Here is a 16,835-nt window from a genome sequence, read left to right as displayed (position 1 = left end):
AATAGATAGTCTAGATGGAAGCTCATAACGGTAAATGTATTATTAGGTACATTTTACACCATAAACTCAGGAGAGCCATTATAACTTTAAGTAGCATCCTCTGCTGTCAATCCGATTTCTTGCCCGTAGGATAGTTCTAGCGTGTGACAAGCGAATTTCAAAGGTGGTACCCGCCACGTGATTTATCCGTGGAATCAATCCCAAATCGAAAATCAAAAATCCTCCAGCCCCCGCATTTATCCGTGGACTCAATCTAAAATCTAAAATCTAAAATCTAAAATCTATTGACCGTCCGGGTCTCGCAAAAAAGCCCAGTAGCCGATCGGATATCCAGAATCTTTTGGTTCTTCAAGCAGTACGCCTTCTTGACGTGCTCTGTCGCAGAGTTCGTCCATATATTCGCGGCTTTTGCAACCTACTCCCAGGTGTGCCAAGGGAGACAGAACGGGATGTACGGAGTCTGTTTGAATTAGCACAATTACAAAAGGGCGAGTGCGGTCAGAAAGCCAGACCACAGCAACACCTGCTTCTGCATCGATGCGGCGGTGAACGACCTGCATCCCAGCATACTTAGAGTAGAATTCGATAGTGCGATCGACATCGGAAACGGGCAGTGCGATGTGTGTGAGACCGATATCACTCATAAGTTATATTGCTCCCGCCCTATTAGGCTTAACATGAAGAATTGCCACTTCCCATATCATAAATTTAATGAGACGATCGCCACTTAGCCGCTTTCAGATCCATTGCTTTAATGAACCCATCTTTTCCGTCCATGTACCCCTGAATATTATCATGGTATTTGTTGGCGAGTTCTCGTTTGAGTTCGCTGTATTGTTGCGCCTCCTCAGGATGGGAAATCATATAATCTCGAAAGGCTAAGTGGCGCTCTATTTGCGGTGAAGCCACTTCAAATGTGTGAATGTGGTGTGTTCTAATCCCTGCTTCATTACCCTTGCGAAAAAAACGACGACCCGATATCCCAAACTCACCCATCGCTTCATAACCTAATGCCTCTATTTCTGAACTCTGTACATCAATTTTAGTAATATCTTTAACCTCAACTAACATATCGATTATCGGCTTTGCATGGATTTGCGGAATGGCTGTGCTACCAATGTGATGTATAGCAACCACATTGTCCCTAAGTGCAAGTGCAATCAGTTTCGACTCAGTTTCAAAGGCGCTGCACCAATTTGGCTCGTGCGGGACGACTTCTACTTTGAAAAAATTTACTTTTCTTGACATGGCTGATAATTACAGCATTTTTCAGGTAAGTGAGGTACATAGCCAAGATAGAGGACACGGCAGTGCCGTTTCCCTACAGCGAGCGATCGCTTGACGCGTGTACTTTATCAACGTGGAATCTGCTGTATTTGCTTTTTTTGTCATATCATTGATTTACGATCGCATTTAACCGAAACTAATTTTATAGCAATCCTAAATCATTTGTGAATCTCTTACTCCCTCCCCAAGGCATCGGGGATGGTTGGGGTGGGGTAAAAAATTTACGACTCCTGCAAGAATTGCTATATTATGCCTCATATTTTACGGGCGGCGCCCAAAGCTCTTAAACATACGGACAACGGGGAGGAACTGACTGTTTGGGAGAGAAATTTCAAACCGCTCGATCGCCTGATAGTCAAATTTTGTGTAAAATGGCTCTCCCGCCAGCGTCGCGATCATCTCAACTTCCTTAAATCCAGCACGCTCAGCAGCCAGTTCACATACTCGCACAATCTGACTTCCAATTCCTCGACGTGCCCATGCTGGATGAACAAAGAATGCACGAATCTTTGCCGAGTCGCTGTCTGGGTTGAGCAGGCTGTCTTCTCGATTATTTTTGCCTGAATCACCTCCATAAAGCGTTTTACGCTTACTCCAACCACCGCAACCAACAATTTGGTGATTGTTCTCAGCAACAAAGTATGTTTGGTCTAGAATCAGTTGAGTATCAACCCCAAAAACTGTGCCCAGTGCGCCTTCAATCTGCTCTGAACTGTAGTAGCCTGCTTGCAAAGCTCTAGCAGAATCAGGAATTAAAGTTGTCAGCTTAGGAATGTCTTCTAAGGAAGCTAATCGAATACAAAAATCCATTGAACCGCTTGCGTCATATCAAATACGTTAGCATCGGAATTATTCATCTCTCTGTTCTCGAACTCTGCGTTCTCTGCGTACTCTGTGGTTTAATAATTCCAATTGCAGCCTGAACCTCAAATCGATCGCCAATGCCTCCACACTGACCATAAAAATTTATGGCTAATGGGCATCTCTTTCTAACTGTTGGGAAATCTCTTTGAGCGCATCGATCGTGCAAATCAAGCGGGGATGCTCTGGATCTAATAAATCGAGTGGCTCCCAGGGAATGCGATATCCCTTATGTAGATTGCGGGCACCCATAAGATGCAGCAAACCTGCGCCTAAATTCCAGGCAGACAAACGCTCCACGATCACCGGTATGCCCACCAGATATTCTACAATTACCCAATCGTCGCCTTGCTGCTGGGCGCGCACCTCTTCAATGCGTCCAACGCGATTGCCCGTGGAATCAAATACGCATTTACCCAGCAGCAGTTCTAAATGTAGTTCGCGACTTGCCATCAACTTCCTCCTGGAATGTGTTTAATCACGCGATCGCGCAGCCAGACTTCGTAGGCTAATGCGGGAGTTTGTTCGGCATCGAGATCCACTTCCACATCAATGCCGATGTTTCGCATCCGGGACCAAGCAATGCGAAACGGTTCGGTGTGTTTAGCGCCCCACTTGCTGGCAATCGCGGCAACCCAACGCGAACAACGGGGATGAACTCGATGCGCTAAGGTGGTGACTCCTGTTTCAAGATACGCCAGTCGCGGTGGCTGTCCCTCTACGAGTTCTACAACAATGCCATCGACCTTGCCCATCTTGCGTTGGTTGCGATCGACAATCTGATTATCTAGGACATCTCGAATAACATCCATATCAACCTCCAAGCACTTCTAGTGGAATGGCGACGATCGCTAGCACAAAAGTCAGAACAATTGTAAAAATGGTGATACCTAAGGCAATTTCCCGAATCTTGTTCACGGCCGCTCTCCCTGGGCTTTGAGCAATGCTTCAAGCTGTTGTTGTTCAGTTGCAAGCTGCACCAAAGGTGTGGCGATCGCGGCTTTGCGGTGCTGCTTGACGGCCGTTGTCATCTGCTGAAGCGTTTGCTGTAACTGGTATATCTGTCTTGGCAAAGTAGGAGAGTCAGTCAAATCTTTGGTTTCCTTGGCAATTTCCTGCTGGCTCTTTTCCAAGGTCTGTTGAGCGTAGAGGTCGGGAATGCTACCCTGTTGCCAAGTCTCTCCCACCATACGAGCGGTCGCTGTCCAAGATTCAACGGTTTTCAGCGTTTTGACCAGCTTATCATGGGAGGACGACTGACTGCAGCCAGCTAGCACCAGCAACAGACTGGCGAGTAAAGCTTTTTTCATGGGTGGCGATCGACTCCTCTCAGCAGTTTTACTAAAATTTTCCTGCTTCAAATCGGCACTTAACAGCATCCTTAGAGAGATTTATCTCTTGAGGAAGGTTGGCCTCAGTCCTAGAAAAGAGGGTGTTAGTTAACTGATTTACGATCGCAATATTACAAATCGGGCTAAACGATCGATCGCACAACACCGCCATCCACTCGCAAAGCCGCCCCGTTAATAGCAGAGGATACCGGACTGGCAATAAATGCGACAAGTGCAGCCACCTCCGAAGTCTCCGCAAAACGCTGAATCAGCGAAGAAGGGCGAGTCTTTTCAAAGAACTCTTTCTCCACCTGTTCGCGACTGACCTTTTGGTTTTGTGCCAATCCTTGAATGAAATCTTCTACTCCTGCCGATCGCGTCGGCCCCGGCAGCACAGAATTAACAGTCACATTGGTGCCAACAGTAGTCTCTGCCAAACCGCGCGCGAGAGAAAGCTGCGCCGTTTTCGTAACTCCGTAGTGAATCATTTCTGCTGGAATGTTGAGCGCCGATTCGCTAGAAATGAAAATAATCCGCCCCCAATTTTTTGTCAGCATTAATGGCAAATATTGTCGAGCCAGGCGCACCCCGCTCATGACGTTTACTTCCAGAATATTCATCCATTCGCCATCGGAAATATCCTCAAATGCTTTAGCGCCATAAATTCCTAAATTGTTTACCAAAATGTCAACTTCCGGGACTTGGTGAAATAATTCGCCGGCTCCCGCTGCGGTTCCCAAATCGGCAGCGACACCTTGAAGTTTGGCATCTGGAGCAATTTCTTTGATTTGGTCGATCGCGCTTTTTACCCGCTCTTGAGTCCGTCCGTTAACGATAACAGTTGCACCTTCTTTGGCGAGTTCTGTAGCAATTGCCAACCCGATTCCGGCAGTTGAGCCGCTTACCAGTGAAATTTTACCAGAGAGTTTTAGTTCCATTTTTGTTGTTCTCTAAGAGGTATTTTAGTCGGCGGAGGCGGACTTGATAGTTTTAGTTCCATTTTTGTTGTTCTCTAAGAAATATTTTAGTCGGCGGAGGCGGACTTTGTTTGTGGAGCATCGGGATTTTATTGGGTGGTTTAAAAGTGAAATTTTAACCAGGCGTTGACATCACACAGTCCGTAACGAATCGCGATCGCCCCCCAGTGGGCGATCGTCCCCCAGCGGGCGAAGCACCCCCAATTCCCTAACCCAACCCATTTTTAAAATTTTCCCGCAGGTTATGATTGACGGTTGGCAGCTTTTGAGAATTTAAATGCTAAACACAAATACAATAATTTCCAGTCTGCTGTTATTTATCCCGGTTTCCATCGCCGGACACTTTCTCGGCTGGGAATCCTCCACAATCTTCATCACCTCGGCTTTAGCCATCGTCCCCCTAGCCGCCTGGATGGGCACGGCCACCGAAGAAATCGCCGTCGTCCTCGGTCCCAACTTGGGGGGTTTACTGAACGCTACCTTCGGAAATGCCACGGAACTGATTATCGGCATCGTGGCCCTCAACGCCGGACTAATAGATGTTGTCAAGGCCAGCATCACCGGTTCAATTATGAGCAACCTGCTGCTGGTGATGGGATTTGCGATGCTGCTGGGCGGCTTGCGCTACAAAGAACAAGAATTTCAGCCGATAGTCGCCCGGTTGAACGCTTCAGCGATGAACTTAGCAGTGATTGCCATTTTGGTGCCGACTGCAGTTAATGCCACCTCTGCGGGCATCCCTGCGGAAACTATGCAGAACCTCTCTAGCGCTGTTGCTATAGTCCTGATTGTCGTCTACGTGCTGACGCTGCTGTTTTCGATGAAAACCCACAGTTATCTGTACGATGCAGGGGTGGCAGAAATAGATATGCTCGAAGAATTAGCCGAAAGTAACTTAGCACCAGAGGGTCCAGACCACAAAGTCAATCTGCCGCTGTGGATTGCGGTTTTGTTGGCCTGTACCCTGATGGTAGCTGTCGAGTCAGAACTGCTGGTGGCTAGTCTAGAAGAAGCGACGGCGCGTTTGGGGCTGACATCACTGTTTACCGGGGTGATTTTAGTGCCGATTATTGGCAATGCGGCCGAACATACGACGGCGGTGACGGTGGCGATGAAAAATAAAATGGATTTGTCGGTTTCTGTGGCCGTGGGTTCGAGTTTGCAAATTGCTTTGTTTGTTGCGCCGGTATTGGTTTTGGCAGGTTTTGTCTTGGGCAAACCGATGGACTTGAATTTCAACCCGTTTGAACTTGTAGCGGTTGCCGTGTCGGTGCTGATCGCCAATTCTATCAGTTCTGACGGCAACTCTAACTGGCTCGAAGGTACTTTGCTGTTGGCAGCTTATACGGTTTTGGCGCTGGCGTTCTACTTCCATCCGGTAATTGAGGGACTTGTTTAACAGGCTTTCTTCTGCTGAAGGAAGAGGGAACAGGTTCGAGGGAAGAAGGCATTCAGCAGAAGGCGGGTTGGCCCACTCGGACACTCGCCCACTCGGACACTCGCCCACTCGCCCACTCGCCCACTCTCACTTGTTTCTTCGAGAGTGGTGGTGGCGATCGTACAATTGAAATCTGGCTGCTCTCTCGTTATTAGTTCTAGTCTTTTTGTAGATTATCTGCCCTCATCAGGGATTTTTGACATCGATCGGCTGTGACAAACAACAAAACCTTTGGCCTCAACCCGATCGTTAGATCGCAGTGTCACAGGTTATAGAAAAAGACGGGATGTTGAAGTTAAGCGAGGCTTTAGTCTCGCTTGACTTCAGCGACGCTGCAAGATTTCAATCAAGAGTGCTCATGAGTATTGTTCTAGGTGTGCTACGATCGTCCTAAGTTGAAAATTGAGTATAACTAGACAACGTAAAAACTTAACTAGATTGTTGAGTACGCAGTCACACAAACACGGTGTTGCCGTCTAGGAAAACTCGTATTTGAACAAAAACCGAACTAGATAAAGAGGACTAATCAAAGTACGTAACGCTCAAGCGAGAAGACAGCTCTAGTGCCGCTAGAGTAATCCAGTCGCAAGCAAGTGACGCAAGCTGAACCACAAACCTCAGTCACCAAGAGTGGACAGAGGTTAATCTCATTGCTTAATACTTTAACTTGCTCTCAAGCGAAGTAGGGTCAGCATATTGACAGATGCGCATTTTTGTGCAAAATTCTCAGAATAATGCCGAAAATCGGCAGCAAAAATTTTTGCTGAAGAGGAAACGACGGTCGATTTAAAACTGACCAGCCTATAAAAAGGTCGAACGGGATACCACGATTCGTTAAATTGGTTGAAAATAATGGTTAAACAATGGCTAAAAGCTTCCACAATAATAAATAGTTGTACAGACTTGAAAAATAGGGTGCTGCTCCACCCGAATTTACGCCTGTGGACAAGTAAGAGCCGACTCTCTTGGCAGAAGCAGGAATCAGACCCTCTAGAAAATACTTCTAGTTGAATGGCGAAGCTTAAATAAGCTTAGCCAAGTTTTGTATAGCAGTGTCAAAGTAAAACTTGATAGAGCAACCTCAATCAGGGTTATGTGGCTTCTGTGAGTTATTGCCTCAATCCCAAATGCCCGAATCCCTCCGATCCAGCGAACTCTGGCAAATCCGCCTGTATCCACTGCGGGTCTGAACTTTTGTTGCAAGGTCGATATCGGCTAGTCGCGCCTCTCGGAGGCGGCGGCTTTGGCAGAACATTTGAAGTGGACGACAACGGCGCCCGAAGAGTGCTTAAAGTCCTGCTCAAAGAACATCCCAAAGCTGTAGAACTTTTTAAGCAAGAAGCCGACGTATTGGTCAGGCTCAGACATCCAGGTATTCCAAAAGTCGATCGCGACGGTTATTTTACATTTACGCCAGCTAACAGCACAGAGTCTTTTCACTGTCTGGTGATGGAGAAAATTGCTGGGGCAAATTTGCAAGACTGGCTGAAAAATCGGGGCCGCCCGATCAGTCAAGAACAAGCTCTCAACTGGCTCAAACAACTGTCGGAAATTTTAGACCAAGTTCACCGCCTCAACTATTTCCATCGGGATATCAAGCCGCACAATATTATGTGCAAGCCGAACGGGCAGTTAGTGCTGATTGACTTCGGGACTGCTCGGGAAGTGTCGGCGACTTATTTCGCTAAGGTGGGGCAGGGGCAAAATGTGACTGGTATTGTTTCTCCCGGCTACACGCCGCCGGAACAAACTAATGGCAAGGCTGTTCCGCAGTCGGATTTTTTTGCCCTGGGGCGCACGTTTGTTTATTTGCTGACTGGGAAGCCGCCGACTGCGTTTCCAGAGAACCCGCGCACGGGCAAATTAATGTGGCGCAAAGGAGCTCCTCAGGTTTCCGACCCCCTGGCTAATGTGATCGATTACCTGATGGCGCCTTTTCCGGGAAATCGACCTCAAAGTCCGCAGATGGTTTTGCAGTGCTTGGAGGAAATTAAACTCGACGACGCGGATAGTCAGTTGCCGACTCAGCTACCGACGACGGGGCAAACTAAACTTCGCGGAACTTCCGGGGCGTCTGGGGCGACGCAGCAGAGTTCTCTAAACCGCCTCAGACCTCTGAATACGGAATTGAAGAAGCCCCTCCAAAAGGTTTTTGAGTGGAAAAATAAGCTGCTGGCCGGCACGGCTGTTTTGATGCTGGGTATTGGCGCGTCTCAAATTTACGGTTCGCTGCGTTATGGGGTGTTCCCCGCAAACCCGGTGTGGCTGCTTTCTAGTTTACCTAGCAGTCAGTTTTTGCAAAGAAGTTTGGATAATGTCGGGAGTGTAAATGCCATCGCCCTGTCGCCTGACGGTCAAAATTTGGTGAGCGCAAGCTTTGGGACGATTAGAATTTGGAATCTGAGGACGGGACGCCTGCTGCGGACTCTCAATTCGGTGCATTCTAAAAAATCGGTCAATACGGTGGCGGTGAGCCCGGACAGCTCGATGTTGGCCAGCGGGGGCGACGACAATAATGTGATGATCTGGGATTTGAAGACGGGGCGACGGATACGGACGATTCCCGCTCACACAGGCGCCGTCAACACCATCGCTTTTAGCAGGGACGGTAAAACTCTCGCTAGCGGCAGCGATGACAAAACAGTTCGCTTGTGGAATGCCAAAACCGGCGGCAGGTTGCGGACTTTGAGCGGCCACGCCGGACGAGTAAACGCGATAGCTTTGAGCGGGGACGGTAAAACTCTCGCTAGCGGCAGCGAGGACAAGACTCTGCGTTTGTGGAATCTCGGCACCGGAGAAGTCAGAAGAATTATCACAGGTCACGGGGGCGCGGTTAATGCTGTGGCTTTTAGCCCGAACGGGCAAAGTGTGGCTAGTGCTAGCACCGACAATACGATCCGTTTGTCGAACGTGCAAGACGGGAAGCGCACCCGCATTTTTAAAGGGCATTCGAGCTGGGTGAGGACGATTGCCTTTAGCCCGGAGGGCGGCACTTTGATCAGCGGCGGCGGAGATATTATAGTTTGGGATTTGAAGACGGGAAAAGAAAGAAACATTCTTTCTGGTCACAGTAAGTTTGTAAGTTCGGTGGCTATTTCCAGAGATAGCAAGACTGTTGTGAGCTGCAGTCCGGATCGCACTATTAAAATTTGGCGAATGCCATAGTCCTACTATTTGAGATTTTAGATTGAAGAGTCGAGGCGAGTGAGAAATCCCCTCCCGACTCCGACCTGGAAGTCTGGGTTTTGCCCGCCCTACAACTGTTACTTGCCGCAATTGGCAAAAGTAGAAAACAGGTTAAATTCTGTAACCCTCCACGCTTGCCAAGTCTGCGCGCCAGCAAAAAGACTATACCTAGTTATGCTTTTATCGCTGTCAACATAACTTTGCCAACTTAATGAAGCAACAGTTGGATACTGGACTGGAAACTCCCCTGGTATAGGACTTACTTGCGAGCTCATGTTCCATCCTACTTGCTTGCTAAATTCTTTAATTTGACCTTCGCAAGTTCGACAGTTAGAACCGCCGACTTTCTGCCAAATCTCTAACTGCGGAGTCAATCCATATTTGCTCAAAAGCTCGATCGCATCCACATTTTATCGATCGCCCGGAGGTTCGGACAAGACAAATTGGCGGAGTTATTGCGGATCAGAGAGACTGTTTCTCGATCTGCTTCGTACCATTTTTTGGATTATAATAAGGATGGAAGTTTGCTAAATTCGCTGTTGCTTTCTTGTGAAGAAAGCCGTAAATGCTGGTTGCAAAACTGCCATAAATGTGCCTATTAATGCGAGGGATTGTTTGCCAAGTTTAATCATGATGTTCCTCCGATCAAAAGTGATTTAACAAGTAATCAGTTTACCATCTCTAGACCGAGATGAAATCTTCAGAGCCGATGAGGTTGGGAGCAACGCCTGTCAAAGAAGCTAAAACTTCGCCGCTGCTGGCTGCTCTAATTAATGTGCCGTTAGTTCCAGCGGAAATTGATAGCTGTCCGAAAGTTAAGCCGTTGATTAATTGCAGGGTATCTTGAGAGTTGGTGAAATCAGAGATGTTATCAATTCCCAATCCCGCACCAAAAACAAATACATCGTTGCCCGCGCCACCGACAAGAATATCGTTTCCTAAACCGCCGTTGAGGGTGTCAAAACCTTTGCCGCCAGATAGGTTGTCGCTGCCGCCGCCCCCGATAAGAATATCGTTGCTTCGCAAACCGGCGATCGTGTCATCGCCGTCAAAACCGTTGATGTTATCGTTGCCTGGAGTGCCACTCAGGTTGTCGTTGCCTGGAGTGCCGTTGATGGCGTTTGGAGAGTTATTGATGCCGCCTGGAGCGTTGGTTAAGTCAACAACGAATACGTCTAGGGCGTTGTTAGTGTCACCCGGTACGAGATTGGCGGCACGAGATGAAAATGCTACTCTCCGCCCGTCGGCGGAGATAGAAACCTCGAACGAGCCGTCGGTTGCCTGATTGCCTGCGGAGTCAACAGAGACGCGGGTGGTGGTATTGGTTGATAAGTCGCGCACGAAAATGTCGGCGCTATTGTTCGTGTCCCCCGGCACGAGGTTGGCCGCGCTAGATCGAAAGGCCACAAACCGCCCGTTGCCCGATATGGACACATCGAAGGATTCGCCGTTCCCCTGATTTCCGGCTGAGTCAACTGAGACGCGGGTGGTGGTATTCGTTAACAAGTCGCGCACGAAGATGTCTTGGGTATTGTTATTGTCCCCCGGCACGAGGTTGGTGGCACTAGACCAAAACCCGACAAACCTCCCGTCGGCGGAGATGTAGGGATCGCGGGAGTCGCGGTTGCCCTGATTGCCTGCTGAGTTAACAGAGGCGCGGGCGGTGGTGTTGGTTGACAAGTCGCGCACGAAGATGTCGAAGTTGGCGTTGGTGTCCCCCGGCACGAGGTTGTTGGCATCAGTCCAAAACGCCACTCTCCGCCCGTCAGCAGAGATAGAGGGAGCACTGACGGAACTGCTGTTGGCCTGATTGCCTGCTGAGTCTACAGAGACGCGGGTAGTGGTATTTGTTAACAAGTCGCGCAGGAAGATGTCTCTGCTATTGTTAGTGTCGCCCGACACGAGGTTGGTCGCATTAGATGCAAACGCCACAAACCGCCCGTCGGCGGAGATGGACGGGGTGGTTGAGTCGCTGTTGCCCTGATTGCCTGCTGAGTCCACAGAGACGCGGGTAGTGGTGTTGGTGAGCGTGTCGCGTATGAAGATGTCGCCACGATTGTTAGTGTCCCCCGGCACGAGGTTGGTGGCATCAGATTGAAACGCCACAAACCGCCCGTCGCCTGAGCTCGATGAGGACCCGGACCTGTTGTTCCCCTGATTTCCGGCTGAGTCAACTGAGACGCGGGTAGTGGTGTTGGTTGACAAGTCGCGCACGAAGATGTCCCCGCTATTGTTAGTGTCCCCCGGCACGAGGTTGGATGCCTCAGATGAAAACGTCACAAACCGCCCGTCGGCAGAGATGGAGGGATAGGAGAAGAACAATGGACCCCGCTGGGCCTGATTGCCTGCTGAGTCAACTGAAACGCGAGTAATAGTCATAAGTCCTCACCCTAAAATTGCAAATTTGGTAAATTGACGAGCGATTGATTGTTGGCGAAGTTCGATCGCGCTCTTTGAGTAAAAGTGAGAGCTTCGGCGAAAGAACACAGCAGACAATTGAGAAGCGGCAGATATTTAAACAGAAAGGAAATCTTCAGGGCCGATGAGGTTGGGAGCAACGCCTGTCAAAGAAGCTAAAACTTCACCGCTGCTGGCTGCTCTAATTAATGTGCCGTTAGTTCCAGCGGAAATTGATAGTTGTCCGAAAGTTAAGCCGTTGATTAATTGCACAGTATCTTGAGAGTTGGTGAAATCAGAGATGGTATCAATTCCCAATCCCGCACCTAAAACAAATACATCGTTGCCCGCGCCACCGACAAGAATATCGTTTCCCAAACCGCCGTTGAGGGTGTCAAAACCTTTGCCGCCAGACAAGTTGTCGCTGCCGCCGCCCCCGATAAGAATATCGTTGCTTCGCAAACCGGCGAGTGCGTCATCGCCGTCTAAACCGCTGATATTATCGCTGCCAGGAGTGCCACTCAGGTTGTCGTTGCCTGGAGTGCCGTTGATGACGTTTGGAGAGTTATTGATGCCACCTGGAGTGTTGCCGGTGTCAGCAATAAAGAGGTCTGGGCCGTTGTTGGTATCTCCCGGCACGAGATTGGCCGCAAAAGAGGAAAACGCCACTTTCTGCCCGTTGGCCGAGATGGAGGGGAACTCGGAGTCGCTGTTCCCCTGATTGCCTGCTGAGTCAACAGAGAGACGGGTGGTAGTATTCGTTAACAAGTCGCGCACGAAGATGTCTTCTTTATTGTTAGTGTCCCCTGGCACTATGTTGGAGGCCTCAGAGGAAAACGTCACAAACCGCCCGTCAGCGGAGATGAAGGGAGTGTAGAAGTCTTCGTTCCCCTGATTGCCTGTTGAGGAAACAGAGACGCGGGTGGTGGTATTAGTTGACAAGTCGCGGACGAAGATGTCGGTGCTATTGTTAGTATCTCCCGGCACAAGGTTGGTGGCATCAGATGAAAAGGCCACAAACCTCCCGTCAGCAGAAATAGAGCAGCGCGAGGAGCTATCGTTGGCGCGATCGCCATTCGAACTCACAGAGACGAGGGTAATGGTATTTGTCAACAAGTCGCGCACGAAAATGTCCCGTTCGTTGTTAATATCCCCAGGCACGAGGTTGGTGGCAAAAGAGCGAAATGCCACAAACCTGCCGTTGGCTGAGATGGAGGGTATTTCAGAGTCGTTGTTCCCCCGATCGCCGCTGGAACTGGCAGAGACCTGAGTGGTGGTATTAGTTGACAAGTCGCGCACGAAGATGTCGGTGCTATTGTTAGTATCTCCCGGCACAAGGTTGGTGGCATCAGATGCAAACGCGACAAACCGCCCGTCACCTGAGATGGAGGAGCGCCGGGACAAGCTGTTTCCCTGATTGCCTGCTGAGCCAACAGAGACGCGGGTGGTGGTGTTAGTTAACAAGTCGCGCACGAAGATGTCGCCACTACTGTTTGTGTCGCCCGCAACGAGGTTGGAGGCATCAGATTGAAACGCCACAAACCTTCCGTCAGCAGAGATTGAGGGGTCGTAGGAGCTGTCGTTCCCCGGATTGCCTGCTGAATCAACCGAGACGCGGGTGGTGGTATTCGTTAACAAGTCGCGCACGAAGATGTCGTCGCTATTGTTAGTATTATTGTTCGGATCTCCGAGAGAGAAGATGGATTGTTGAAGTGTAAACGCCACAAACCGCCCATCGCCGGAGATGGATGATAAAACCGAGTAGCGGTTGCCCTGCACATCGCCTGCTGGGTCAGAGATGCCTGTTGAGTCTACGGGGATGCGAGTAATGGTCATAAGCCCTGATATTTCAGAGTACAAGTTTGAAGATGCCGTGCGGCTGATTGACATCATTCAATAAGCAGCTCTCAAAGTCAATTCATAAAATTCATAACCTTGAGTTTATAAAAGTCATATTTATCAACAAATGTTACTAACTGTAGACAAAATAGCCAAACTCATATGCAGTCAGCGAGCAAATGATACTTGCCCCAGAATTAAGGAAGTTTTCTGTGTTGCAAAATCTAATAACTAATTCCCCGCCCGTTTTTGGCAAATTTATCAACTGTTTGCTGGGACAATTCGTGAACAGCCATTGCTTGCAACACGTCAAAAGGCAATGTCAAATGATGGGTTCCAGCTAACAAAGTCTTTACTGCTTCGGACGGCGATTTAATGCTAGCTGCCAAAATTTCAGTATTTGTTTTTTTCAAGACATCTGCCATATCTTGGACTAAGGCAAAACCGTCTCCGAGGAGTCGGGTGGCGCGATTCACGTAGGCGATCGCACATTTAGGCCGGGCGAATTCAGCAGACAACTGCTTGTGATGGGCTCTATATCGCCGTCACTGCGCTTTTTAATCGACGGTGACAAATGCGCTACTGCTTGGAAACCCGCTGCCTCTCCGGGAACCGCTGACTTTCTGCCCAATATCTAACTGCGGAGTCAATCCATATTTACTCAAAAGCTCGATCGCCTCCACATCCCATCGCGCAATGGTTCGGACAACACAGATTGACCGAGTTGTTGCCGAGTACAGAGACTGTTTCTCGATCGGCAACAACCATTTTTTTGCTTCTAATAACGATTGAAGTTTGTTAAATTCCCTGTTGCTTTCTTGTGAAGAAAGCGGTAAATGCTGGTTGCAAAACTGCCATAAATGTGGCTATTAATGCGAGGGATTGTTTGCCAAGTTTAAAGATGATGTTTTTCTGAGTAAACGTAATTTAATAAATGGCTGTTTACCATCTCTAGCCCGGGATGAAATCTTCAGAGCCGATGAGATTGGGTTCAACGCCTGTCAAAGAAGCTAAAACTTCACCGCTGCTGGCTAGTCTAATTAATGTGCCGTTAGTTTCAGGGGAAATTGATAGCTGTCCGAAGGTCAAGCCATTGATTAATTGAACGGTATCTTGAGAGTTGGTGAAATCAGAGATTGTATCAACTCCCAATCCTGCACCTAAAACAAACACATCCTTGCCCGCGCCGCCGACAAGGGTATCGTTGCCCAAACCGCCGTTGAGAGTGTCAGAACCTTTGCCGCCGCTGAGGATATCGTTGCCGTCGCCGCCATTTAAAACATCATTAGCCCGCAAACCGGTCAGCACATCATCACCTTCGGTACCGTTGAGTATATCGTTGCCACTGGTGCCAGTCAGGTTGTCGTTGCCTGGAGTGCCGTTGATGACGTTTGGAGTGCTGCTGGTGTCAGCAACAAAAATTTTTCGGTAATCGTTAGTCTGCCCCGGCACTATGTTGGAGGAATTTGACTCAAAAGCTACAAACCGCCCGTCGCCTGAGATGGAGGGATTAAATGCCACCCCCGGATTGCCTGCTGAGTCTACAGAGACGTTGGTGGTGGTATTGGTGAGCGTGTCCCGCACCAAGATGTCGTTAATATTGGGATCCCGCACTATGTTGAAGGCATCAGACTCAAACGCCACAAACCGCCCGTCGGCTGAGATGGAGGGGTTGTCGGAGTCAATGTTCCTCTGATTTCCTGCTGAATCTACTGACACGCGGGTGGTGGTATTGGTGAGCCTGTCCCGCACGAAGATGTCTCTCTCACGGTTGGTATCCCCCGCCACTATGTTGGAGGCAAAAGACTCAAACGCCACAAACCGCCCGTCGGCTGAGATGGAGGGGCTGTAGGAGACATCGTTCGCCTGATTGCCTGCTGAGTCTACTGAGACGCGGGTGGTGGTATTGGTGAGCGTGTCCCGCACGAAGATGTCTGTATCACGGTTGGTATCCCCCGGCACGAGGTTGACGGCATTAGATTCAAACGCCACAAACCGCCCGTCGCCTGAGATGGAGGAGACGTTGAAGAAGCTACTACCGTTCTGCTGATTGCCTGCTGAATCTACTGACACGCGGGTGGTGGTATTGGTGAGCGTGTCCCGCACGAAGATGTCGTTTCTATTGTTAGTATCCCCGGGCACTATGTTGGAGGCATCAGAAGTAAACGCCACAAACCGCCCGTCGGCTGAGATGGAGGCGCGGTCGGATAGACTGTTCGCCTGATTGCCTGCTGAGTCTACAGAGACGCGGGTGGTGGTATTGGTGAGGGTGTCCCGCACGAAGATGTCTCGGCTCAGGATGAAGTCTGGGCTACTGTTAGTATCCCCCGGCACTATGTTGGAGGCATATGACTCAAACGCCACAAACCGCCCGTCGGCTGAGATGGAGGGCCTGTAGGAGCTATTGTTCCCCTGATTGCCTGCTGAGTCTAATGACACGAGGGTGGTGGTATTGGTGAGCGTGTCCCGCACGAAGATGTCGTTGTTATTGTTAGTATCCCCGGGCACTATGTTGGAGGCACCAGACTCAAACGCCACAAACCGCCCGTCGGCTGAGATGGAGGGGCTGCCGGAGAAAAAGTTCCCCTGATTGCCTGCTGAGTCTACAGAGACGGGAGTAATAGTCATAAGCCCTGAAATTTAAGAGTACAAGGAAGGAGATTCCCTAATCTTACCCCCAGCAGACAAAATAGCTTCGCTCATATTCCCCGGCCGTTTTTGGCAAATTCATCCACAGTTTGCTGCGATAATTCATGAACAGCCATCGCTTGCAAAACGTCAAAAGGCAATGTCAAATGATGGGCGCCAGCTAGTAAAGTTTTTACCGCTTCGGAGGGTGATTTAATGCTAGCTGCCAAAATTTCAGTATTACTTTTTTTCAAGACATCTGCCATATCTTGGACTAAAGCAAAACCGTCTCCCAACAATCTGGTGGCGCGATTCACGTAGGCGATCGCATATTTGGCCCCCGCTTCTGCTGAAACAACGGCCTGGGCCGCGCTGTAAATAGCTGTCACCGCGCAAGGAATCGACGGTGACAAATGCGCTACTGCTTGGAAACCCGCCGCCGTTGCTGGAACTTTCAAAACTGTTTGCCGCCCGATCGACTCAAAAGCCGCTTTTCCTTCTGCTACCATGCCATCAAAATCCGATGCCGTTAGCTGATAATATACTTCCCCAGGAATCAGTTGTGCCAGTTGTTTGAGAGTCACATCAGGAGATAACTCGCTTTTTGCCAAAAGAGTCGGATTAGTAGTAATTCCCGCTATCCATCCGAACTTGCTCGCCCGTGCCGCTTCCGCTACAATTGCAGTATCAAGATAAATTGCCATCTGCTCTACACCTTCAGTTTTTTAATAATTTCCCGACGCTTGCTTTCAGATTGAGCTCGATCCGAGCGAAATTAATTGTTAAGCTTTAACAATATCAGCATCTCGGAAATATGACTGTTAAGTAAATATAACAATTCAGTGATATGCCTCACGGTTAGTAGTTCGTGAGTTGTGAAGGCGGGAGTTT

15 protein-coding genes are annotated in these 16,835 nt (G+C 49.2%); 2 read left to right on the top strand and 13 right to left on the bottom strand.

Annotated elements, in window-relative coordinates:
* Positions 1 to 281: 281 nt before the first annotated feature.
* The 7 genes from QUB56_RS24175 to QUB56_RS24145 form a co-directional block, all read right to left on the bottom strand.
* Complete coding sequence (locus tag QUB56_RS24175) at positions 282 to 644, bottom strand: VOC family protein (protein ID WP_332958672.1); 363 nt, start codon at positions 642 to 644, stop codon at positions 282 to 284.
* Between the two features lie 64 nt (positions 645 to 708).
* The gene (locus QUB56_RS24170; protein WP_332958671.1) at positions 709 to 1,248 is read right to left on the bottom strand and encodes a GrpB family protein; all 540 of its coding nucleotides are present in this window, start codon (positions 1,246 to 1,248) and stop codon (positions 709 to 711) included.
* Positions 1,249 to 1,548: 300 nt separating this feature from the next.
* Positions 1,549 to 2,097, bottom strand: a complete 549-nt coding sequence (locus tag QUB56_RS24165; protein WP_332958670.1) for a GNAT family N-acetyltransferase — start codon at positions 2,095 to 2,097, stop codon at positions 1,549 to 1,551.
* A 162-nt stretch (positions 2,098 to 2,259) separates the two neighbouring features.
* The gene (locus tag QUB56_RS24160) at positions 2,260 to 2,601 is read right to left on the bottom strand and encodes a hypothetical protein (protein ID WP_332958669.1); all 342 of its coding nucleotides are present in this window, start codon (positions 2,599 to 2,601) and stop codon (positions 2,260 to 2,262) included.
* Positions 2,601 to 2,960: a hypothetical protein gene (locus QUB56_RS24155; RefSeq protein ID WP_332958668.1), complete on the bottom strand. Its 360-nt coding sequence runs from the start codon at positions 2,958 to 2,960 to the stop codon at positions 2,601 to 2,603. The genes QUB56_RS24160 and QUB56_RS24155 overlap by 1 nt, the downstream gene beginning before the upstream one ends.
* 102 nt (positions 2,961 to 3,062) lie before the next feature.
* Positions 3,063 to 3,527, bottom strand: coding sequence for a hypothetical protein (locus QUB56_RS24150; protein WP_332958666.1), 465 nt, complete (start codon positions 3,525 to 3,527; stop codon positions 3,063 to 3,065).
* Between the two features lie 95 nt (positions 3,528 to 3,622).
* The gene (locus QUB56_RS24145) at positions 3,623 to 4,417 is read right to left on the bottom strand and encodes an SDR family oxidoreductase (protein ID WP_332958664.1); all 795 of its coding nucleotides are present in this window, start codon (positions 4,415 to 4,417) and stop codon (positions 3,623 to 3,625) included.
* Positions 4,418 to 4,733: 316 nt separating this feature from the next.
* On the opposite strand from QUB56_RS24145, the gene cax reads away from it, so the two are divergent.
* Both cax and QUB56_RS24135 read left to right on the top strand, forming a co-directional pair.
* The gene (gene cax, locus QUB56_RS24140) at positions 4,734 to 5,855 is read left to right on the top strand and encodes a calcium/proton exchanger (protein WP_332958663.1); all 1,122 of its coding nucleotides are present in this window, start codon (positions 4,734 to 4,736) and stop codon (positions 5,853 to 5,855) included.
* 1,134 nt (positions 5,856 to 6,989) lie between these two features.
* Positions 6,990 to 9,059 (top strand): serine/threonine-protein kinase, encoded by a 2,070-nt coding sequence (locus tag QUB56_RS24135; protein WP_332958662.1) that lies wholly within the window; start codon positions 6,990 to 6,992, stop codon positions 9,057 to 9,059.
* Positions 9,060 to 9,157: 98 nt separating this feature from the next.
* Here the strand turns inward: QUB56_RS24135 and QUB56_RS24130 are convergent, their stop codons facing one another.
* From QUB56_RS24130 to QUB56_RS24105, 6 genes are all read right to left on the bottom strand, one after another.
* A complete protein-coding gene (locus QUB56_RS24130; protein ID WP_332958661.1) occupies positions 9,158 to 9,487 on the bottom strand; it encodes a hypothetical protein in 330 nt (109 codons plus the stop codon).
* Positions 9,488 to 9,761: 274 nt separating this feature from the next.
* A complete protein-coding gene (locus QUB56_RS24125; RefSeq protein ID WP_332958660.1) occupies positions 9,762 to 11,459 on the bottom strand; it encodes a calcium-binding protein in 1,698 nt (565 codons plus the stop codon).
* Positions 11,460 to 11,594: 135 nt separating this feature from the next.
* Positions 11,595 to 13,313: a calcium-binding protein gene (locus tag QUB56_RS24120; RefSeq protein ID WP_332958659.1), complete on the bottom strand. Its 1,719-nt coding sequence runs from the start codon at positions 13,311 to 13,313 to the stop codon at positions 11,595 to 11,597.
* Positions 13,314 to 13,540: 227 nt separating this feature from the next.
* Positions 13,541 to 13,834 (bottom strand): transaldolase family protein, encoded by a 294-nt coding sequence (locus QUB56_RS24115; RefSeq protein WP_332958658.1) that lies wholly within the window; start codon positions 13,832 to 13,834, stop codon positions 13,541 to 13,543.
* Between the two features lie 433 nt (positions 13,835 to 14,267).
* Positions 14,268 to 15,944, bottom strand: coding sequence for a calcium-binding protein (locus QUB56_RS24110; RefSeq protein ID WP_332958657.1), 1,677 nt, complete (start codon positions 15,942 to 15,944; stop codon positions 14,268 to 14,270).
* Between the two features lie 71 nt (positions 15,945 to 16,015).
* Positions 16,016 to 16,648, bottom strand: coding sequence for a transaldolase family protein (locus QUB56_RS24105; protein WP_332958656.1), 633 nt, complete (start codon positions 16,646 to 16,648; stop codon positions 16,016 to 16,018).
* Positions 16,649 to 16,835: the final 187 nt, after the last annotated feature.

It is taken from the genome of Microcoleus sp. AR_TQ3_B6, from assembly GCF_036702785.1.
GTDB lineage: Bacteria > Cyanobacteriota > Cyanobacteriia > Cyanobacteriales > Microcoleaceae > Microcoleus.
The sequence above is the reverse complement of the archived record's forward strand: the minus strand, read 5'-3'. Positions and strand labels throughout refer to the sequence as shown.